The sequence below is a fragment of the Streptomyces kaniharaensis genome (genome assembly GCF_009569385.1).
In the GTDB taxonomy this organism is placed as follows: domain Bacteria; phylum Actinomycetota; class Actinomycetes; order Streptomycetales; family Streptomycetaceae; genus Kitasatospora; species Kitasatospora kaniharaensis.
This window is the reverse complement of sequence record NZ_WBOF01000001.1, coordinates 1,060,534-1,080,246: the sequence shown is the minus strand read 5'-3', so window position 1 is coordinate 1,080,246 and position 19,713 is coordinate 1,060,534. Positions and strand designations below refer to the sequence as shown.

Sequence of the window (19,713 nt, the reverse complement as noted above, 5' to 3'; positions counted from 1 at the left end):
ATGCAGGACGTACGGCGAACGCACTGAAGGAGAAGGTGACCGGCTTCGTGACCACGCCAGTCGATCAGGCGGCCCAGCAGGCCCAACAGGCGATCGAGCGGAAGATCGCCGAGGAACTGGGCGTCCGCGAAGGGCAGGTGAAGGCGGCCGTCGACCTGCTCGACGGCGGCTCCACCGTCCCGTTCGTGGCCCGCTACCGCAAGGAGGCCACCGGCTCCCTCGACGACGCCCAGCTGCGCACCCTGGAGGAGCGGCTTCGCTACCTGCGCGAGCTGGAGGAGCGCCGCACCGCCGTCCTGGAGTCGATCGAGGCCCAGGGCAGGCTGGACGACGCGCTGCGCGCGCAGATCCTGGCGGCCGACTCCAAGGCCCGCCTGGAGGACATCTACCTGCCGTTCAAGCCGAAGCGGCGCACCAAGGCGCAGATCGCCCGCGAGGCCGGGCTGGAGCCGCTGGCGGACACCCTGCTCGCCGACCCCACCCAGGACCCGACCGCGCTCGCCGGCCAGTACCTCAACGAGGCCGTCGCCGACCGGGCCGCGGCCCTGGAGGGCGCCCGCGCGATCCTGACCGAGCGCTTCGGCGAGGACGCCGACCTGGTCGGCTCGCTGCGCGAGCGGATGTGGACCCGCGGCCGGCTGGTCGCCAAGGTGCGGGAGGGCAAGGAGCAGGACGGCGCCAAGTTCGCCGACTACTTCGACTTCGCCGAGCCCTACACCAAGCTCCCCTCGCACCGCATCCTGGCGATGCTGCGCGGCGAGAAGGAGGAGGTGCTGGACCTCGAACTGTCCCCGCTGGACGGTGACGAGACCGGCGACGCCAGGGGCGACCTGCCCGGCGCCGGCGACTACGAGCAGCGCATCGCCGCCCGCTTCGGTATCGCCGACCACGGCCGCCCGGCCGACAAGTGGCTCGGCGACACCGTCCGCTGGGCCTGGCGCACCCGCATCCTGGTCCGGCTCGGCATCGACCTGCGCGCCCGGCTGCGCGCCGAGGCCGAGGAGGAGGCGGTGCGCGTCTTCGCCGCCAACCTGCGAGACCTGCTGCTCGCTGCCCCGGCCGGCACCCGCGCCACCATGGGCCTGGACCCGGGCTTCCGCACCGGCGTGAAGGTGGCCGTCGTGGACGCCACTGGCAAGGTCGTCGCGTACGACACGATCTACCCGCACCAGCCCGCCAACAAGTGGGACGCCGCCCTCAACACCCTGGCCGCGCTGGCGAAGAAGCACGGCGTCGACCTGGTCGCGATCGGCAACGGCACCGCCTCCCGCGAGACCGACAAGCTCGCCGAGGACCTGCTGGGGCGCCACCCGGAGCTGAAGCTCACCAAGGCGATGGTCAGCGAGGCCGGCGCCTCCGTCTACTCGGCCTCCGCGTTCGCCTCCCAGGAACTGCCCGACCTGGACGTGTCCATCCGCGGCGCGGTCTCCATCGCCCGCCGCCTCCAGGACCCGCTGGCCGAGCTCGTCAAGATCGACCCCAAGTCGATCGGCGTCGGCCAGTACCAGCACGACCTCAGCGAGGTGAAGCTCTCCCGCTCGCTGGACGCCGTCGTCGAGGACTGCGTCAACGCCGTCGGCGTGGACGTCAACACCGCCTCCGCGCCGCTGCTCACCCGGGTCTCCGGCGTCACCGCCACGCTCGCCGACAACATCGTCGCCCACCGCGACGCCAACGGACCGTTCCGCACCCGCAAGCAGCTCAAGGACGTCGCCCGGCTCGGCCCGAAGGCCTTCGAGCAGTGCGCGGGCTTCCTGCGCATCCCCGGCGGCGACGACCCGCTGGACGCCTCCAGCGTGCACCCCGAGGCGTACCCGGTGGTGCGCCGGATCCTCACCGCGACCGGCGGGGAGCTGCGCGAACTGATCGGCAACAGCGAGCGGCTGCGCGCCCTGCGCCCGGCGGACTTCGCCGACGACACCTTCGGCATCCCGACCGTCACCGACATCCTCGGCGAGCTCGACAAGCCCGGCCGCGACCCGCGCCCGGCGTTCCGCACCGCGACCTTCAAGGAGGGCGTCGACACCATCGGCGACCTGGTGGTGGGCATGGTGCTGGAGGGCGTCGTCACCAACGTCGCCGCGTTCGGCGCCTTCGTCGACGTGGGCGTCCACCAGGACGGGCTGGTGCACGTCTCGGCGCTGTCGAGGAACTTCGTCAAGGACCCGCGCGAGGTGGTCAAGCCCGGCGACATCGTCACGGTCCGGGTCACCTCGGTGGACGTGCCGCGCAAGCGGATCGGGCTGACCCTGCGGCTGGACGACGAGCCCGGCCGCGACCGCGGCGGGGACCGGGGCCGTGGCGGGGACCGGGGCGACCGCGGTGACCGGCAGGCCCGGCCGCCGCGTCAGGACCGCCGCGGCCCGGACCGGCGCGGCCAGGGCGGCTCCGGCGGCGACGCCCCGCTCGCGAACAGCGCCATGGCGGACGCGCTGCGCCGGGCGGGCCTGGCCGGTGGCGGGTCCGGTGGCCAGGGCGGGCGCGAGGACCGGCGCTCCGGGCGGCGCTGACAGCACGCACATGTACGGCGGGGCCGGTGGATCTTCCGTCCGCCGGCCCCGCCGTACGTGTGCCTGCGCTCAGCCGAGCCCCGCCCGGCGGCGCAGCTCCACCGCCAGCCCCACCAGCTCGCCCCACCATGCGTCGTGCGACGCCACCAGCAGCCGCTGCGCCTCGCCCACCGGCACCGCCCGCACCTCGACGACCTGCTCGCCGTCCGCCGGATTGGTCGGCACCGAGTCCACCGCCACCTCCGCCCAGCCCCACAGCCAGGCCTTCTCCGGGTGCGGCTGCCACGGCCGGTACGGCGTCGGGTCGTTCGTCCGGCACCGGTGCGCGCCCAGCCAGCCCGGCTCCCCGAGCAGCCGGGCGCCCGCCTCCTCCTTCAACTCCCGCTCCAGGCAGGCGGCGACGCTCTCGTCCCGCTCGCGCGTGCCGCCGGGCAGGAACCAGTGGTCCCGCTCGTCCCGGCAGAGCACCACCGCGCCCGCCGAGAAGCCCACCAGGTGGATGTTGGTCACCAGCTCGTCCGCCGGCAGCTCGGTCGAGAACTGCGCGTCGTACCTCCCCCAGGCCCAGTACTGCGGCGCGTGCAACGCCGGGAAGCGTGCCGCCAGTTCGGCGGCTCTGGCGGAGGAGGCGGTCCGGTCCGTGGTATCGGTCATCCGGTGATCGTAGTGCCGACCGGGAAGCGGCGGGGGCGACGGGATGGAAGCGGACAGCCAACTCCCGAGCTGAATATCGTCGGTGATGCCTGCTCCGAACCTCGATCACGGCGGGGGTGCACCTCCGCCCGGTGCGACGAGGCCGGTCTCGTACGCGAGGACCACGGCCTGCGCCCGGTCGCGCAGATCGAGCTTGGCGAAGATCCGTGCCACGTGCGTCTTCACCGTCGACTCGCTGAGCGTCAGTTCGCCCGCCAGCTCGCCGTTCGAGAGGCCTCGGCCCATCAGGGTGAGCACCTCCAGCTCGCGCGGGGTGAGCCGGGCGAGGTCGCGGTGGAGGGCCGGGGTGCCGGGGGCGGGACGGGGGTTGTCGGCGGCGCAGCGTTCGACGAGGCGTCGGGTGATGGAGGGGGCGAGGAGGGCGTCGCCGGTGTCCACGAGGCGGACGGCGGCGGCGAGATGGGCGGAGGTGACGTCCTTGAGGAGGAAGCCGCTGGCCCCGGCCGCGAGGGCGGCGTACACGTAGTGGTCGAGGTCGAAGGTGGTGAGCATGATGACCCGGCACCCGGGGGCCCGGGCGAGGATCCGCCGGGCGGCCTCCAGACCGTCCATGCCGGGCATCCGGATGTCGAGGAGCACGACGTCGGGCCGGTGCGCGACCGCCGCCGCCACCGCCTCGGCGCCGTCGGCGGCCTCGGCGACGACGTCGATACCGCGCGCCGTGAGGATCATGCGGAAGCCGGTGCGGACGAGCTCCTGGTCGTCGGCGATCACCACGCGCGGGCGCCGCTCCACGCCCGTCTCGGGAGCCCCCGTCACGGCCGGTCCAGCGGGATGCGCGCGCGGACCCGGTAGCCGCCGCCGAGCCGGCGCCGGGCGTCGAGGTCGCCGCCGTACACGGCGACGCGCTCGCGCAGGCCGATGAGCCCGCGCCCGGCGCCGTCCGCCTTCCGTGCGTCCGTCTTTCCTTCACGAGCGCCCGCGGCGCCGGAGAGCACGCTCGGCCCGCTGTTGAGCACCTCCACCCGCAGGTAGTGGTCCGCGTACCGCACGGTCACCTCCGCCGTCCCCCCGTCCCCGTGCTTGAGCGCGTTGGTGAGCGCCTCCTGGATGATCCGGCACGCCGTCACGTCGACACCGCCGGGCAGCGGGCGCGGGTCACCGGAGACGCGGACCTCCACCGGGAGGCCGGCGAAGGCGAACCGGTCGATGAGCGGACTGAGCCGGGTCAGGCTGGGCTGCGGCGCGAACTCGGCCTCGTCCGGCTCCTCGGAGCCGTCCGCGGCGGGGGCGAGCAGGCCGAGCAGGTGCCGCAGTTCGGTCATCGCGTCCCGCCCGGCGGCCTCGACGGCGACCATGGCGGCCGCCGCCTCCTCGGGCATGGTGGCGAGGACCTCGCGCGCGGCGCCGGCCTGCACCACCATGACGCTCACGTTGTGGCTGACGATGTCGTGCAACTCGGCCGCGATGCGTGCCCGTTCGGCGTCGACGGCGGTGCGCGCGGCGCTCTCCCGCTCGCGTTCCAGCAGCCAGCCGCGCTCCCCGACGGCCGCCCGGTAGAGCCGCCGCGCCCGGGCGAGCGCGAGGCTCAGCCAGCCGACGGCCGCGCACGCTGCGGCCGGTGCCGCCCAGCCCCATTCGGTTCCCCACACGCCGTCAGCCTCCCAGCTCACGGCGTGATCCACATCATCCGGGGGTGCCGCTCGCGTACATCCCCGGTACTACGGCCGCCGACGACTACACCCGGGGTGGGACGCGGCCCGTACCCCGCCGCTCCTACCGTCGTCGTCCATGAACAACGATCACGACGGGACCACCGGGCCCCGCGACGCGCAGGTCGTCGTCGAGCTGTCCGGGGTACGCAAGGAGTACGGCGACGCCATGGCGCTGGACGGGGTCGACCTGACGATCCGGGCGGGCGAGGCGGTCGCCGTGATGGGCCCCTCCGGGTGCGGCAAGTCCACCCTGCTGAACATGGTCGCCGGGCTGGACCGGCCGACGGCGGGCACCGTCCGCGTGCACGGCCAGGACCTCGGGCAGCTGAACGAGACCGGGCTGGCGCTGTTCCGGCGCCGCCACATCGGCATGATCTTCCAGTTCTTCAACCTCATCGACGACCTCCCGGCCCTCGACAACGTCGCCCTGGCCGCCCAACTGACCGGCACCACGGCCAAGCAGGCGCGCCGCCGTGCCCTGGAGCTGCTGGACGAACTCGGAGTCGCCCACCGCAAGGACACCTACCCGGCCGCGCTGAGCGGCGGCGAGCGCCAGCGGGTGGCCGTCGCCCGGGCGCTGATGAACCGCCCGGCGCTGCTGCTCGCGGACGAGCCGACCGGCGCGCTGGACAGCCGTTCGGGGGAGCAGGTGATGGACCTGCTGATCGACCTCAACCAGATCGGGCAGACCCTGCTGATCGTCACCCACGACCCGCAGCTGGCCACCCGCTGCGCCAGCCGACTGGTCGAGGTCGCGGACGGCCGGGTGGCGCGCGAGCGCTCGCTGGAGTCCGCGTCATGACCGGCGCGGTGTGGCGCGCTTCGCGCGCCGCGGTGAAGCGCCGCAGGCTCCAGACCTTCGTGATCGGCCTGGTCGTGTTCTGCACCACGACGACCGTGCTGCTCGCGCTGGCGGTGATCAGCGCCGCCCGGGCGCCGTTCGACGAGGCCTTCGCCGCGCAGCGCGGGGCACACGTCGTCGCTGCCTTCGACACCACGAAGGCCCCGGCGGAGCAGCTGGCCGCCACCGCCCACCGGCCGGGCGTGGAGGCGGCCGCCGGGCCGTTCGCCCAGGCCGTCGTCGAGATCCCCACCGACTGGCTCGGCAGCCCGCCGGGCCCGCTGAACCTGGTCGGCCGGGCCGATCCGAAGGGCCCGGTGGACCAGGTCGAGCTGCTGGCGGGACGCTGGGCCACCGCGCCCGGCGAGGTCGTCGTCCAGCAGCCCTTCCGGGGCCACCCGGACGAGCTGCTGGGCCGGACGACCACCACCAGCGGCGGCCTGACGCTCACCGTCGTCGGCTTCGCCACCAGCATGAGCCAGTCCGCGGGCGGCTGGGTCACCCCCGAGCAGGCGGCGGCCCTGCACCCCACCGGCGCGCAGATGCTGTACCGCTTCACGGCCTCCTCGACGGGGCAGCAGCTCACGGCGGCCCTGAGCACGGCCACCGAGGGGCTGCCGAAGGACGCGCTCACCAGCTCGCAGTCCTACCTCGTCCTCAAGCAGGCGTTCTCCGCGGGCGCCGACGCCTTCCTGCCGTTCATGACGGTCTTCGGTGTGCTCGGCCTGGTCGTCGCCGCCCTGATCGTCGGCAACGTCGTCAGCGGCGCGGTGGTCTCCGGCTACCGTCACATCGGCGTCCTCAAGTCGATCGGCTTCACCCCGCGCCAGGTGGTCGTGGTGTACGTGGCGATGGTCTCGGTGCCCGCGATCGCCGGCAGCCTCCTCGGCACGGCGGCCGGCTGGGCGCTCGCCTCGCCGATCCTCGGCGTCGCGTTCTCCGGAATCATGACGGGCACCGCCGCCGTCGAACCGGCCGCGTGGCTGCCGGCCGTCACCGTGGTCGCGGTACCGCTGCTGGTCGCCGTCGCCGCGGTGATCCCGGCGTCGCGCGCCCACCGCCTCTCCGCCGCCCAGGCGATCTCGGCGGGCAGCGCGCCGCGGACCGGGCGCGGGCTGCGGATCCAGCGCCGGCTCGGCGGCACCCGGCTGCCGCGGGCGGTCAGCCTCGGCCTCGGCCAGCCCTTCGCACGCCCGGCGCGCTCCGCCCTCACCATGGCGGCCATCATGCTGGGCGTGGTCACGGTGACCCTGACCACCGGCCTGAGCAGCACCATGATCGCGACGATCGATCCGGAAGAGAACGGCCGCAGCACCCACGTCTCCGTCCAGACAGCCCACTTCACCGGCCGCCACACCGAGGCGGAGCAGACTCCGGCCCGGACCGACGCCCTGCTGCGCTCCGCCCCCGGCGCCCGGCAGGTGACCGCGCGCGGACTCCTCCAGGTCGGCCTGGTCGGCTTCACCCAGCCCGTCTTCGCCGACTTCTACGGCGGCGACGAGATCACCGGGCCGCTCCGGGTCGTCAAGGGCCGGCCCGCGACCGGGCCGAACGAGGTCGTCGTCGGACCGGCCTTCCTCGACCGGCGCGGCCTCCGGCTCGGCGACCGGATCACCCTGGACCTGGAGGGCCGGCACCTGCCCGTCACCATCGTCGGCGAGCAGCTCCAGGGCAATCCGCGGGCGGTGGCATCCAACGCGGCGACCCTGGCCGAGCTCACCCCGGACCCGCACGTCGTGGAATACGACGTCCGGCTCGCCGACGGCGCCGACCCGGAGGCCTACGTGAAGGCGGTCCGGGACGGCGACCCGAGCCTCGACGTCTCGGTGCGCACCGTGGACCTGCCCGCCGCCGAAGCGGCGGTCATCTCCTTCAGCACGATCTTCACCGTGCTGCTGTCGGTGGTCGCCGCGCTCGGCGTCCTCAACACCGTGCTGCTCACCGTCCGGGAGCGCCGCCGGGAGCTCGGCATGCTGAAGTCGATCGGCATGACCCCGCGCCAGGTGGTCGCGATGACGGTGGTGTCGGTGGCCTGGCAGGGGGTGGTCAGCGGGGCCGTCGGGATTCCGGTCGGGATCGTCGCTCATCGGCTGATCGTCGAGAACGTCGGCATCATCGCGTTCCCGGAGGAGATGATCGACGTCTGGCGCGCCCCCGTGCTGACCGGCCTCGCCTTCGCGGGCGTCGCGATCGCGGTCCTCGGCGCGCTCGTCCCGGCCCGCTCGGCGGCCCGGCTGCCGATCGCCGAGGTGCTGCACAACGAGTAGCCGCAAACGTCTTCCGTGATGCCGAACCTGACGCGTTGTCGAGACCACCCGTCAGGTCGGCCTATCATCGCGCTATGGCCATCGCTGAGCTGATCCGCATCGTCTCCCGCTCCTCACCCATGGCACTCGCCCAGGTGGAGCGCGTCCGCGCCGAACTCGCCGTGCTGCACCCGGGAATCCGCACCGAGGTGGTGCCGGTGACCACCTCCGGCGACCGGTGGACGGGCGACCTCGCCCGGCTCGGCGGCAAGGGTGCGTTCACCAAGGAGGTCGACGCGGCGCTGCTCGCCGGGGAGGCCGACGTCGCGGTGCACTGCCTCAAGGACGTACCCGCCGACCGGCCACTGCCTGCCGGCACCGTCTTCGCCGCCCACCTGCGCCGCGACGACATCCGCGACGCCCTCGTCCACCCCGGGGGGCTCACCCTCGACCGACTCCCGGCCGGCACCCGGATCGGTACCTCCTCCGTCCGCCGAGCCGCCCAGCTCGCCGCCTCCCACCCGCACCTGGTCTGCGTGCCGATCCGCGGCAACGCCAACAGCCGGCTCGCCAAGCTGGCGGCGGGCGAGGCGGACGCACTGCTACTGGCCGTCTCCGGGCTGGAACGGATCGGCGAGGAGGCCCGGATCACCGAGATCCTCGGCGTCGACGCGATGTGCCCGCCGATCGGCGCCGGCATCCTGGTGCTCCAGTGCCGAGAGGACGACGACACCACGATCGGCACGATCGCCGGGCTCGGCCACCACGACACCTGGCGCGAGGCCGCCGCCGAGCGGATGTTCCTGCACGTCCTGCAGGGCCACTGCAACAGTCCGATTGCCGGCTACGCCCACGCCGAGCCGGATGGCCGCCTGTCGATGCGCGGCCGGGTCTTCAGCCCGGACGGCAAGCAGGTGCTGGACGCCCACGAGTGGGCCGGTGCGCTCACTCCCGAGGACCTCGGCACCTCCACCGCCCTGGCGCTCAAGCGGCAGGGCGCGCACGACCTGATCGCGGCCATTCCGCACTGACGGCCCGGTCCGCCTCCGGTCCACTCCTACGACGTACACCTACACGCCGCAGACCCCCGGGACGTACATCTGGATCGCCTACACCTCGGGCGGCGAGAACCGTCCGGACGTTCGGCGCGTCCGTTCCGATGTGATTAGCGGAGTGCTCGGCGCCATGCCGATGTTCTGGCCCGGGCTGTTGTTGTCCCTGGTGCCGGCGGCGCTGCTCAACCGGCCCGTCGGGCGGCTGCTGCGCGCGCACTGGGCGGTGGGCTTCCTTCTGCTGCTCGGCCTGGGCGGGGTGATCACGGTAGCCCTCGTGCCGGACGCCTGGCAGCTGTCCGCGGACGCCGTCCGGCACTGCAACGTCGTCGGCGGCCGACCGCGCTCGCCGCACGAGCTGCTGACCGTCCGGCACGTCGACCTCAAGGTGGCCGTGTTCGTCCCGATCGGCCTCGCGGCCGCCCTGGCCGGGACGCGGCCCCGCGCCGTGGTCGCATTGGTGGGTGCGGCGGCGTTGCCGTTCGCGGTGTCGGCGGTGCAGTACGCGATGCCCGTGATCGGGCAGGCGTGCGACGTCCAGGACGTGTGGGACGGCGTGCTGGGCGTGGGCCTGGGCGCGCTGGCGGGCCTGCTGGCCGGGCCGGTGCTCCGGGCGACGGTGCGGTCGGTGGGCGCGGCGCGGTAAGGGCGGCCGGTCAGCGCTCGTCCGGGTGCCGGTCGGGCTGGTCGTCGGGCAGCAGCGGGAAGAGCCGGGTGACGGCGGCGACCGGGCGGGCGCCGGCGGGGCGGGCACCCGGGTTGTGCTCGCGGTCGCGGAAGCGGGCGAGGATCCGGCGGACGGCGTCGCCGACGGCCGTGAGCTCGGCGGGCGTCAGATGGACGACCGCGCTGAACGCGTCGTCGTGCTGCCATTCGGCGGGTGCGTCGGTGCGGCGGGCGAGCCAGCGCTGGTAGCTCTCGTCCTCCAGGCCGCGCGCCAGATCGCCGAAGTCGTCCGCCGCGGCCGTTTGTTGAGGCCGGGGCAGCTGCCAGGGCCGGGCCCGGCCGTCGGTCGGCGGGGCCTCCTCGATCAGGCCGTGCCGGGCGAGCTGGCGCAGGTGGAACGAGCAGAGGCCCGAGCTGTACCCGAGCCGGGCCGCGGCCTCGGTGGAGGTGATGGTCCCGTGCTCGGCCAGGAGCGCGAGCAGCGCCGTGCGGACCGCGTGCTCGGGGAGGGCGCCGGCGGTGGGGGCGGTCAGGTCTTCGGTCACTTTGCAAAGTCTGCTACTTTGCAAAGTCGATGGCAACGTGGATCACCGCGTCCATCGCAGCGTCCATCACCAGTTGGATCACACCAGTGGACGGCGGACCGTCGTGCCCGCCGTCCGTCGACGAGGGAGCGCCGATGTCCGACCTGCATGAACGCCCGACGATCCTGCGGATCACCGAGATCGGGGAGCGGATCCTGCACGGCCCGTGCCGCCCGGCGGGCGCGGAGGACTTCGGCAGCCCGGAACTCGCCCGGCTGATCGAGGAGATGTTCGCGACGATGCACGTCGCGGACGGTGCCGGGCTGGCGGCGAACCAGGTGGACGTCGACCTCCGGCTCTTCGTCTACGACTGCCGGGACGACCAGGGCGTCCGCCACGTCGGCCACCTGCTCAACCCCGTCGTCGAACCGCAGACGCCCGGACGGCGGCTGATCGAGGACGCCGAGGGCTGCCTCTCCGTGCCGGGCGCCCACGCGACGCTCGCCCGGCCCGCGCACGCGGTGGTGCACGGCTTCGACCAGCACGGGAACCCGCGAACCGTCGTCGGCACCGGCTACTTCGCCCGCTGCCTCCAGCACGAGACCGACCACCTGAACGGCCACCTGTACGTGGACCGCCTGTCCAAGCGGGACCGCAAGGACGTCCTGCGGCAGACCGCCGAGCGTCGGGACGGCGTGTTCGCCGAGCGGGCCGCAGCGGCGGAGCGGCTGAACCGGCGCGGCCCGGCGGCGGATTGCGCCCCGTCCTGCCGGTGCCGTCCGGCAGAATCGCCCGCGTGACCGAACCCTCCCACCTCGCCGCCGTCCGCGACTCCTACGACGCCGTGGCCGCCGACTACGTCCGACTGATCATCCCTCCCGAGGAGATGGACCCGGTCTCGCGCGCGATGCTCGCCGCGTTCGCCGAGCTCGTCCGCGACGGCGGCGGACCTGTCGCGGATCTCGGGTGCGGGCCGGGGAGGGTGACGGCGTACCTGGCCGGGCTCGGGCTGGCGGCGTTCGGCGTGGACGTGTCGGGTGAGATGGTCGCGCTGGCCCGCCGGGCCTACCCCGAACTCCGCTTCGTGCAGGGCTCGATGGCCGCCCTCGACCTCGCCGACGGCACCCTCGGCGGCGTCCTGGCCTGGTACTCCGTGCACCACACGCCGCCCGCGTCGCTGCCCGCGGTGTTCGCCGAGTTCCGCCGCGTGCTCGCGCCCGGCGGACACCTGCTGCTCGGCGGCCACGCCGGAGACGCCCATCTGCGGCCGGCCGAGGCGTACGGGCATCCGGTCTCGTTCGAGTCCCACCTGCTCCCGGCGGGCCGCCTTGCTGACTTGCTCGCGCAGGCCGGGTTCACCGTCACCGCCCGCCTGGAGCAGCCGCGCCCGGAGCGGGCGGACCGGTCGTACGTGTGCCTTCTGGCGTACGCGTAGCTGGCTCTCCCGGGGGAGGGTGCTCGGCCGTGCGGCCGACGTACCGGCCCCCGGGGGTCGGCGAGGGTGGGTTCATGCCGATCACGCTCCCCCTGGGCGACACCGAACGCCCCGTGCCCCGCTGGGCCCTCCGACTGGCCAAGGCCCTCCCGTTCATCGTGCTCCCGCACTGCCTGTGGCGGCTCCCGTTCGCCGTCAACTACACGATGGGGGCCGTCGATCCGGACGCCCCGGCCGTTCCGTGGTGGGCGCCGGGCTACGTGGTCGGCCTCAGCGTGCTCACCGAGGCTCTGTGCCTGCTCACCACCGGCCTGGTCGCCGGCTGGGGCGAGGTGTTCCCGCGCCGGATCCCGCTCGTCGGAGGCCGCCGCGTGCCCGTGCTCGCGGCCGTGGTCCCGGCCGTCCTGGGCGGACTGGCCCTGGTGGCGCTGTTCGACCCGATGCCCCTGGCCTGGGCCGGCGTCCTCGGCCTCGAGGAAGTCCCCTACCGCAACGGGTGGTGGTGCGCGCTGGCCCGGGTGTGCACCGGCCCGGCGATGCTCTGGGGCCCGATCGTCCTCGCCCTGGCCTGGGCCTACTACTGCCGCCGCCGGCCCGACGTCCGGTGAGGATCAGGCGCTTCCGGTGACCACGGACTCGGCCAGACGGTCGGCCACCGCCTGGTCCAGTGGTGCGTGGCCGAGCAGGAAGCGGTACCAGAAGACGCCGTAGACCTGGTCCACGATCAGGTCGAGGTCGGCGTCCGCGGGGAGTTCGCCGCGTTGCCGTCCCCGGTCGAGGAGTTCGCGCAGAGCCGTGCGGCGGGCGGCCGTGAAGGTCTGCATCAGGTCGGCGAGGTGGGGGTCGCGGGCGGCCTCGCGGACGAGGGTGCGCAGCGCGGAGGCGGTGGTGCCGCGCTGGGCGGCGTCGAAGGTGGTGGCGATGAAGGCGCGCAGGTCGGTGCGGAGGGCGCCGGTGTCAGGGCCGTCGACGTCCTGGTCGGCGCGGTCGGTGAGGGCGTCCAGCAGGACGGCGCCCTTGGAGGGCCACCAGCGGTAGACGGTCTGCTTGCCGACGCCGGCGGTGCGGGCGATGGCGTCGATGGTGACCGGGGTGCCGTCGGACGCGGCGAGCAGGTGGAGCGCCGCGTCGAGGATCGCGCGGTGGGCGGCCTCGTTGCGGCGGCGTCCGGTGTGCGGGCGGGCCGTGCTCGGCCGGGGGTCTGTGGCGTTCATCGGTCGTCCTCTCTCTGCCCCTCGCTTGACAAGACTATCAGTCTCGGCAACCATCATTTGTAGGTACTGGCGGTATCGACAAGTTCGCCGGACCTCGATCAGCACGTCTCGACAAGCCGGAAGGAAGCACCACCATGAGCACTGCGGCCACCCTCTTCGCCGGACAGCGCGTCATCGTCATGGGCGGCAGCTCGGGCATCGGCGAGGCCGCGGCCGCCGCCTTCGCGGCCGACGGCGCGGAGGTCGTGATCACCGGCCGGAGCCGCGAGCGGCTGGACGCGGCCGTCGCCCGGATCGGCGGAAAGACCACCGGCGCCCAGCTGGACGCGGCCGACGCCGAGGCCGTCGCGGCCTTCTTCGCCGAGGGCGGCGCCCTCGATCACCTGGTCGTCGCGGTCAGCGGCGCGGCCGGCAGCGGCCCATTCGCCCAGCTCGACCTGGCCGAGCTCGCGACCGGGTTCGACGCCAAGTTCTGGCCGCAGGTCCGCGTCCTGCAGGCAGCGCTGCCGCACCTGCGGGCGGACGGTTCCGTCACCCTGATCACCGCCGCCTCGGCCCGCGCCGCCTTCCCGGGCACGGCCGGGCTGGCCGCCATCAACGGCGCGCTGCAGGCCATGGTCCCGCCGCTCGCGGTCGAGCTGGCCCCGCTGCGGATCAACGCGGTGTCGCCCGGCGTCATCGACACCCCGTGGTGGGACCGCGTCCCGACGGACCAGCGCAAGGCGCTGTTCGACGGCCTCGCCGCCACCACCCCGGCCGGCCGCGTCGGGCGCGCCGAGGACGTGGCGCGGGCGATCCACATGCTGGCGGCCAACACCTTCGTCACGGGTGTCGTGCTCGACTGCACGGGCGGGGCCAACCTGCCCACCGGCCGCTGAGCGAAGGGGAGTTGATCGTGCGGCACCGGGACGAGTCGCTTCCCGGTGCCGCGCCGCTCACGCCCGGCGGACGAAACCGGCCAGCAGGCCGTGGAAATCCCAGCCGAGCGACTCAGCCAGGCTGTCGGGCGCCCCGGCGTCACCAATCGGCCTCGCGGTAGTCCTTGAGGAAGACGCCGGACACCGGGGAACCGGACTCGCCGCGGACGATGGGGTCGTAGACGCGGGCGGCGCCGTCGACGATGTCGAGCGGGGTGCGGAAGCCCTGGGCGGCGAGGTGAGTCTTCTTGGGAGCGGGATTCTCGTCGGTGATCCAGCCGGTGTCGACGGCGCACATGTGGACGCCCTGGGCGGCGAGTTCGGCGGCGCTGGTGCGGGTGAGCATGTTGAGGGCGGCCTTGGCCATGTTGGTGTGGGGGTGGCCGGCGGTCTTGTTGCGGACGGCGAAGCGGCCCTCGACGGCCGTCACGTTGACGATGTAGCGGGCGCGGTGCGGGGACGCGAGGAGGAGGGGGAGCAGGCGGTCGCAGAGGAGGGCGGGGGCGAGGGCGTTGACGAGCTGGGTCTCCAGGACCTCCGCCGGGTCGAGCCCGCCGAGGCGGGCGGACCAGGAGTTGCCGGGCGCGGGGTCCGGCAGCAGGCCGGCCTCGTCGGGCGGGGCGAGCAACCCGTGTGCGGCGGCCGGGAGTTGGTCCAGCTCGGCAGCCGGCCACGCGGAGGTGAGCGCGGGCATCGGCCGGAAGCCCGGGGCGTGCGAGACCGCGCGGCCGTCGGCAGCCGGCAGGGCGGCGCGCTCGCCGGCGGCGAGCAGGGCGTACGACTCGGGCGGGCGGCGCAGGGTCTGGGCGGCGTTGTTGATCAGGATGTCCAACGGGCGTCCGTCGGCGCGCAGTTGCTCGGTGAGCCCGAGAACCTGGCGCGGGTCGCGCAGGTCGATGCCGACGACGGTCAGCCGGTCCCACCACTGCGCGCTGCCCTCGACGGCGCGGAAGCGGCGGACGGTGTCGTGCGGGAAGCGGCTGGTGACGGTCAGCTCGGTGCCGTCGCGCAGCAGCATCAGGGCGAGCTGGAAGCCGATCTTGACCCGGCCGCCGGTGAGCAGCGCGCGCCGGCCCCGCAGGTCGGTGGTGAGGTCGCGCCGGGCGGTGTTGTCGGCCGCGCAGGCCGGGCAGAGCATGTGGTAGAAGCCGTCGACCTGACGGTACGGCTGTTTGCAGACGTAGCACCTGCGCGGTATTCGCAGCTCTCCGACCGACCCGCCGGCCGGCGCGAGCGGTGCGTCCTCGCGGCGGCCGCGGGCGCCGGTGGCGGTGGCGGCGAGGACACCGGCGTCGGCCTGCCGGACGGCCCGCTTGGCCTCCTGGCGGCGGCGCTTGCGGCTCTCCATCACGAACGAGCTGAGCTGCCGCTCGGCGTGCAGCCGGGTGCGGTCGTGGGAGGGGAGGGCGCGCAGGCGACCGAGGGTACGGCTGAACGCGGCGAGTTCCTCGGCGCCGATGTCGGCGATGTCGGCGCTGCCGGTGCCGTCGGCGCCATCGGTCGTCGTGGTGTCGATGAGCTGGTGGTCGTCGCTTCGGACCGTCATGTCCGCCCCCTCGTGCCGTGCAGTGGAAGGGACTGTAATCGACGGCCCCGGGCGATGTGACCTCAATATCTCCGGGGTGAGCCGATGGCGACTCGGCGGAGCTGGTGCTGGCCGGCGGGTTCGCCGGCTGGATCCGGCCGTGACCGCGAACGGGCTTGACCTTGAGTGCACTCCAAGGTGAAGGCTGGTCCCCGTTGATCCACCGCGAACACCGCAGAGCAGATCGGAGCACCGTCATGCGCACCACCACGTTCGGCACCCACGGCCCGGAGACCGGCGTCATAGGCCTCGGCTGCATGGGGATGACCTGGGCCTACGACGTGCGGAACCGGGACGACGAGAACTCCGTCAAGGTGATCCGGCAGGCCCTGGACCTCGGCGTCACCCTGATCGACACGGCCGACATGTACGGCCCGTTCACCAACGAGGAGGTGGTCGGCGCCGCCCTGGCCGGCCCGTACCGGGAGCGCGCGTTCCTCGCCACCAAGGTGGGCATCGTCCCGGGCGGGTCGGGCCAGGGGGAGCGCAACGGCCGCCCCGAGCACGTGCGTCGCTCCATCGACGACAGCCTGCGCAGGCTCGGCACCGACCACGTCGACCTCTACCAGCTGCACCGGGTCGACCCGGACGTCCCGATCGAGGAGACCTGGGGCGCGCTCGCCGAGACCGTCGCGGCCGGCAAGGTCCGCCGGATCGGGCTCTCCGAGGTGAGCGTCGAGGAGATCAAGCGGGCCCAGTCGGTGCACCCGGTGGCCTCCGTGCAGTCCGAACTCTCGCTCTGGACCCGGGACGTGCTGGCCGACGTCCTGCCGTACACGGAGGAGCAGGGCATCGCCTTCCTGCCGTTCTCGCCGCTCGGCCGGGGCTTCCTGACTGGCAGCATCGCCTCCTTCGACGAGCTGCCCGCCGACGACTTCCGCCGCCGGCTGCCGCGCTTCCAGCAGGACGCGCTGAAGGCGAACCTGGCGCTGGTCGGGAAGGTCAAGGCGGTCGCCGAGCGGGTCGGCGCGACGCCCGCGCAGGTGGCGCTGGCCTGGGTGCTGGCGCAGGGGCGGTACGTCTTCCCGATCCCGGGCACCAGGACGCCGCGCTACCTGGTGGACAACGCGGGTGCGGCCGAGGTCGTGCTCTCGGCGGCCGACCTCGCCGAGCTGGACGCGCTGCCGGCGCCGACCGGCTCGCGCTACTGATCCGACCGGGCCGGCCGACCCCACGAAGGGCGTTCCGTGACCCAGATCTGCTGCCGCCCGGTCTCCGCCGGGGCCCGGACGGCGGCCTCGGCCACCCGGTCCAGCCGGTAGCCGAGTTTGCGGGGGACGGCCGCGCTGGCGCCGTTCGCCTGGTCGCAGCGGATCTCCGTCCGCGCGATCCCGGGCAGCGCCAGCGCGGCCGAGGTCAGTGCCCCGGCCGCGGCGGTGGCGATGCCGCGGCCGACGTGCCGGGTGCCCACCCAGTAGCCGATCTCCAGCGCGCCGGGGCCGATCCGGCCGTGCAGGCCGAAGGCGCCGATCACGCTGTCGGGTTCGGCGTCCGGCACGACCAGGTACATGAAGTCGGTGCCCGCCTCCCAGGCCACCGCGCCGGCCCGGGTCAGCTCGGCGGTCCGGGCCCGGGTGGGGGCCTCGGCGGCCCACTCCAGCCAGGGCCGCAGGTGGTCCAGGTTGGCGCGGACGGCCTTGTTCAGCGCCACCGTGTGCGAGGTGCGGCGGCGGTGCAGCGAGAGCCCGCCGGCCAGCCGCAGCAGCTCCGGCGGCCGTCCGGCCGTCACCTGGCCGGACGCGGCGCCGGCCGCCGCCTCGCCGGACGGGGTGCCGGCCGCCGCCGGAGCGTGCTCACAGGACCGTGGCTGTGTATGGCTCATGACGGCGATTATGTCCTTGGCCCGGACCTGTCACCAGCCGGTATCCCCGGCGGACCGGAGGCGTCCGGCGGCGGATCAGAGCCGCACCAGCACCTCGTCGAGCTCCTTGCGCCGCAGATCCGGCACGCGCGCCCCCTCGGCCGGGTAGCCCACCGGGATCACGTACGCGGCGCGCTCCTCCGCCGGGCGCTCGCACACCTCGTTGAGGAACCTCATCGGGCTCGGCGTGTGCGTCAGAGTGGCCAGCCCGGCCTGGTGCAGCGAGGCCAGCAGCAGGCCGACCGCGATCCCCACCGACTCCTTGGTGTAGTACGGGCGCGGCGAGTCGGGCCCCTTGTGCACCTCGAACACGACGATCACCGCGGGCGCGTCCTCCAGGAACGGCTTGTGCCAGTCGGTGCCGATCGGCGCCAGCGCGGCCAGCCACTCCTCCGACGCCCGGCGCGCGTAGAACTCGCGCTCCTCGGCCTCGGCGGCCTCGCGCAGCCGCCGCTTGCGCTCCGGATCGGTGATCACCACGAACCGCCACGGCTGCACGTGGGCGCCGCTGGGCGCGGTGCCGGCGGTCCGGACCGCCCACTCGACCACGCCGTCCGGGATCGGGCGGGGGGAGTAGTCGCGGACGGTCCGGCGCCGCGCCATCACGTCGTGGAAGGACCTGCTGCGGGCCTCGGCCTCCTGGGCCGGCACCGTCATCGGGCGGAGCGGAACGCTCGGGAACGGGCGTCCGTCCGCCGTGCCGTCGGCCGTACGGTTCTCAACCATGGCCGACAGCACAGCACATGACGGTTCCGGCCGAAAGAGGTCGAGACCAATCGAGAGTCCTACAGCTCGTGCACGCGCCCGTCCCGGACCTCCAGGCGCCGGTTCACCGCGACGGTGTCCAGCATCCGCCGGTCGTGGGTGACCAGCAGCAGCGTGCCGGTGTACGAGGCGAGCGCGGACTCCAGCTGCTCGATCGCGGGCAGGTCGAGGTGGTTGGTGGGCTCGTCCAGCACCAGCAGGTTGACCCCGCGGGCCTGGAGCAGCGCCAGCGCCGCCCGGGTGCGCTCGCCCGGCGACAGGGTGTCGGCCGGGCGCAGCACGTGCGCCGCCTTCAGGCCGAACTTGGCCAGCAGGGTGCGCACCTCCTCCGGGGTGAGCTCCGGGACGGCGGCGGCGAACGCCTCCACCAGCGGCTCCCCGTCCAGGCTGTGCCTGTTCCTGAAGATCTGCCCGCGCGCCTGGTCCACCTCGCCGACCACCACGCCGGAGCCCAACGTGGCGCTGCCGCCGTCGAGTTCGAGCCGGCCGAGGAGCGCGGCCAGCAGCGTGGACTTGCCCGCGCCGTTGGCGCCGGTGATCGCGACCCGGTCGGCCCAGTCGATCTGGAGGTTCACCGGGCCGAAGCCGAAGTCGCCGCGGCGGGCGGTGGCCCCGTTCAGGGTGGCGACCACCGAGCCGGAGCGCGGCGCGGTGGCGATCTCCATCCGCAGCTCCCACTCCTTGCGCGGCTCCTCGACCACGTCCAGCCGCTCGATCATCCGCTGGGTCTGCCGGGCCTTGGCGGCCTGCTTCTCGGTGGACTCGGCGCGCGTGGCACGGGCCTTCTTGTCGTTGTCGCCGCCCTTGCGGCGGGCGTTGCGGACGCCGTGCTCCAGCCAGTTGCGCTGCATCCGGGCCCGGGCCTCCAGCGAGGCCTTGGTGTCGGCGTACTCCTCGTACTCCTCGCGGGCGTGCCGGCGGGCCACCGCCCGCTCCTCCAGGTACGCGTCGTAGCCGCCGCCGTACACGTTGACCTGCTGCTGGTGCAGGTCCAGCTCCAGGACCCGGGTGACGGTCCGCGCCAGGAACTCGCGGTCGTGGCTGATCAGCACGGTGCCCGCGCGCAGGCCCTTGACGAAGGCCTCCAGCCGCTCCAGGCCGTCCAGGTCGAGGTCGTTGGTGGGCTCGTCGAGCAGGAAGACGTCGTAGCGGGAGAGCAGCAGTGAGGCGAGGCCGGCCCGGGCGGCCTGGCCGCCGGACAGCGCCGTCATCGGCAGGTCGAGCGAGACCTTCAGCCCGAGCGAGTCGGCGACCTCCTCGGCGCGCTCCTCCAGGTCGGCGCCGCCGAGGTCCAGCCAGCGGTCCAGGCTCGCCGCGTAGGCGTCGTCGGCGCCCGGTCGGCCCTCGACGAGGCCCTCGGTGGCCTCGTCCAGCGCCGCCTGCGCCGCCGCCACGCCCGTCCGGCGGGCCAGGAAGGCGCGTACCGACTCGCCCTCGCGCCGCTCCGGCTCCTGCGGCAGGTGGCCGATGTTGGCGCTCGCCGGGCTGAGCCGCAGCGAGCCCGCCTCGGGGGTGTCCAGCCCGGCGAGCAGCCGCAGCAGGGTCGACTTGCCGGCGCCGTTCACGCCGACCAGGCCGATCACGTCGCCGGGGGCGACGACCAGGTCCAGGCCGGAGAAGAGGGTGCGTTCGCCGTGGCCGGCGCTGAGGTCCTTGACTACGAGTGTGGCGCTCATGATGGGCCCGATTCTACGGAGCCCGGGTGGGGCGGCGAAAAGGCGCGGGGCC

The 19,713-nt window shown here is 74.1% G+C and carries 19 protein-coding genes; 10 read left to right on the top strand and 9 right to left on the bottom strand.

The genetic code is table 11. The annotated features are described in order from the left end of the window. Positions 1-47 precede the first annotated feature (47 nt). A complete protein-coding gene (locus F7Q99_RS04895) occupies positions 48-2,510 on the top strand; it encodes a Tex family protein (RefSeq protein WP_326846277.1) in 2,463 nt (820 codons plus the stop codon). A gap of 69 nt (positions 2,511-2,579) precedes the next feature. Here the strand turns inward: F7Q99_RS04895 and F7Q99_RS04890 are convergent, their stop codons facing one another. From F7Q99_RS04890 to F7Q99_RS04880, 3 genes are all read right to left on the bottom strand, one after another. Beyond that, positions 2,580-3,164, bottom strand: coding sequence for an NUDIX hydrolase (locus tag F7Q99_RS04890; RefSeq protein ID WP_153460216.1), 585 nt, complete (start codon positions 3,162-3,164; stop codon positions 2,580-2,582). A 105-nt stretch (positions 3,165-3,269) separates the two neighbouring features. Next, entirely contained in the window at positions 3,270-3,983 is a 714-nt protein-coding gene (locus F7Q99_RS04885) for a response regulator (protein ID WP_407697743.1), read from the bottom strand. Beyond that, positions 3,980-4,837, bottom strand: coding sequence for a sensor histidine kinase (locus tag F7Q99_RS04880; RefSeq protein ID WP_326846276.1), 858 nt, complete (start codon positions 4,835-4,837; stop codon positions 3,980-3,982). Before F7Q99_RS04880 ends, F7Q99_RS04885 begins: the two co-directional genes overlap by 4 nt. A gap of 118 nt (positions 4,838-4,955) precedes the next feature. Between F7Q99_RS04880 and F7Q99_RS04875 the strand changes: the two genes are divergently transcribed. The 4 genes from F7Q99_RS04875 to F7Q99_RS04860 all read left to right on the top strand — a co-directional run bounded on the left by F7Q99_RS04875 (position 4,956) and on the right by F7Q99_RS04860 (position 9,664). Beyond that, complete coding sequence (locus F7Q99_RS04875; protein WP_153460215.1) at positions 4,956-5,681, top strand: ABC transporter ATP-binding protein; 726 nt, start codon at positions 4,956-4,958, stop codon at positions 5,679-5,681. After that, on the top strand, positions 5,678-7,987 hold the full coding sequence (locus F7Q99_RS04870) for an ABC transporter permease (RefSeq protein ID WP_153460214.1): 2,310 nt from the start codon (positions 5,678-5,680) through the stop codon (positions 7,985-7,987). The genes F7Q99_RS04875 and F7Q99_RS04870 overlap by 4 nt, the downstream gene beginning before the upstream one ends. 74 nt (positions 7,988-8,061) lie before the next feature. Continuing rightward, entirely contained in the window at positions 8,062-8,997 is a 936-nt protein-coding gene (gene hemC, locus F7Q99_RS04865) for a hydroxymethylbilane synthase (RefSeq protein ID WP_153460213.1), read from the top strand. A 154-nt stretch (positions 8,998-9,151) separates the two neighbouring features. Continuing rightward, the gene (locus F7Q99_RS04860; RefSeq protein WP_153460212.1) at positions 9,152-9,664 is read left to right on the top strand and encodes a hypothetical protein; all 513 of its coding nucleotides are present in this window, start codon (positions 9,152-9,154) and stop codon (positions 9,662-9,664) included. A 10-nt stretch (positions 9,665-9,674) separates the two neighbouring features. Here F7Q99_RS04860 and F7Q99_RS04855 read toward each other — a convergent pair whose 3' ends face one another. After that, entirely contained in the window at positions 9,675-10,229 is a 555-nt protein-coding gene (locus F7Q99_RS04855; protein WP_326846275.1) for a winged helix-turn-helix domain-containing protein, read from the bottom strand. 134 nt (positions 10,230-10,363) lie between these two features. Here F7Q99_RS04855 and def point away from each other — a divergent pair, with 134 nt between their 5' ends. From def to F7Q99_RS04840, 3 genes are all read left to right on the top strand, one after another. Then, positions 10,364-11,008 carry a peptide deformylase gene (gene def / locus F7Q99_RS04850; protein WP_153460210.1) on the top strand — a complete coding sequence of 215 codons (645 nt, stop codon included), beginning with the start codon at positions 10,364-10,366 and terminating at the stop codon, positions 11,006-11,008. Further along, entirely contained in the window at positions 11,005-11,643 is a 639-nt protein-coding gene (locus F7Q99_RS04845; protein ID WP_326846274.1) for a class I SAM-dependent methyltransferase, read from the top strand. Before def ends, F7Q99_RS04845 begins: the two co-directional genes overlap by 4 nt. Positions 11,644-11,717: 74 nt before the next feature. Then, positions 11,718-12,251, top strand: a complete 534-nt coding sequence (locus F7Q99_RS04840) for a hypothetical protein (RefSeq protein ID WP_153460209.1) — start codon at positions 11,718-11,720, stop codon at positions 12,249-12,251. Between the two features lie 3 nt (positions 12,252-12,254). Here the strand turns inward: F7Q99_RS04840 and F7Q99_RS04835 are convergent, their stop codons facing one another. Continuing rightward, the gene (locus tag F7Q99_RS04835; protein ID WP_153460208.1) at positions 12,255-12,857 is read right to left on the bottom strand and encodes a TetR/AcrR family transcriptional regulator; all 603 of its coding nucleotides are present in this window, start codon (positions 12,855-12,857) and stop codon (positions 12,255-12,257) included. Between the two features lie 134 nt (positions 12,858-12,991). Here F7Q99_RS04835 and F7Q99_RS04830 point away from each other — a divergent pair, with 134 nt between their 5' ends. Beyond that, positions 12,992-13,735 (top strand): SDR family oxidoreductase, encoded by a 744-nt coding sequence (locus F7Q99_RS04830; RefSeq protein ID WP_230210155.1) that lies wholly within the window; start codon positions 12,992-12,994, stop codon positions 13,733-13,735. Between the two features lie 139 nt (positions 13,736-13,874). Here the strand turns inward: F7Q99_RS04830 and F7Q99_RS04825 are convergent, their stop codons facing one another. After that, positions 13,875-15,320: an SDR family NAD(P)-dependent oxidoreductase gene (locus F7Q99_RS04825; RefSeq protein WP_153460207.1), complete on the bottom strand. Its 1,446-nt coding sequence runs from the start codon at positions 15,318-15,320 to the stop codon at positions 13,875-13,877. 236 nt (positions 15,321-15,556) lie between these two features. On the opposite strand from F7Q99_RS04825, the gene F7Q99_RS04820 reads away from it, so the two are divergent. After that, complete coding sequence (locus F7Q99_RS04820; RefSeq protein ID WP_153460206.1) at positions 15,557-16,510, top strand: aldo/keto reductase; 954 nt, start codon at positions 15,557-15,559, stop codon at positions 16,508-16,510. Here the strand turns inward: F7Q99_RS04820 and F7Q99_RS04815 are convergent. The 3 genes from F7Q99_RS04815 to F7Q99_RS04805 form a co-directional block, all read right to left on the bottom strand. After that, complete coding sequence (locus tag F7Q99_RS04815) at positions 16,504-17,181, bottom strand: GNAT family N-acetyltransferase (RefSeq protein WP_153460205.1); 678 nt, start codon at positions 17,179-17,181, stop codon at positions 16,504-16,506. The genes F7Q99_RS04820 and F7Q99_RS04815 overlap by 7 nt on opposite strands. 75 nt (positions 17,182-17,256) lie before the next feature. Then, on the bottom strand, positions 17,257-17,946 hold the full coding sequence (locus tag F7Q99_RS04810) for a nitroreductase family protein (RefSeq protein ID WP_153460204.1): 690 nt from the start codon (positions 17,944-17,946) through the stop codon (positions 17,257-17,259). A gap of 59 nt (positions 17,947-18,005) precedes the next feature. Continuing rightward, entirely contained in the window at positions 18,006-19,661 is a 1,656-nt protein-coding gene (locus F7Q99_RS04805) for an ABC-F family ATP-binding cassette domain-containing protein (protein ID WP_153460203.1), read from the bottom strand. Between the last annotated feature and the right edge of the window lie 52 nt (positions 19,662-19,713).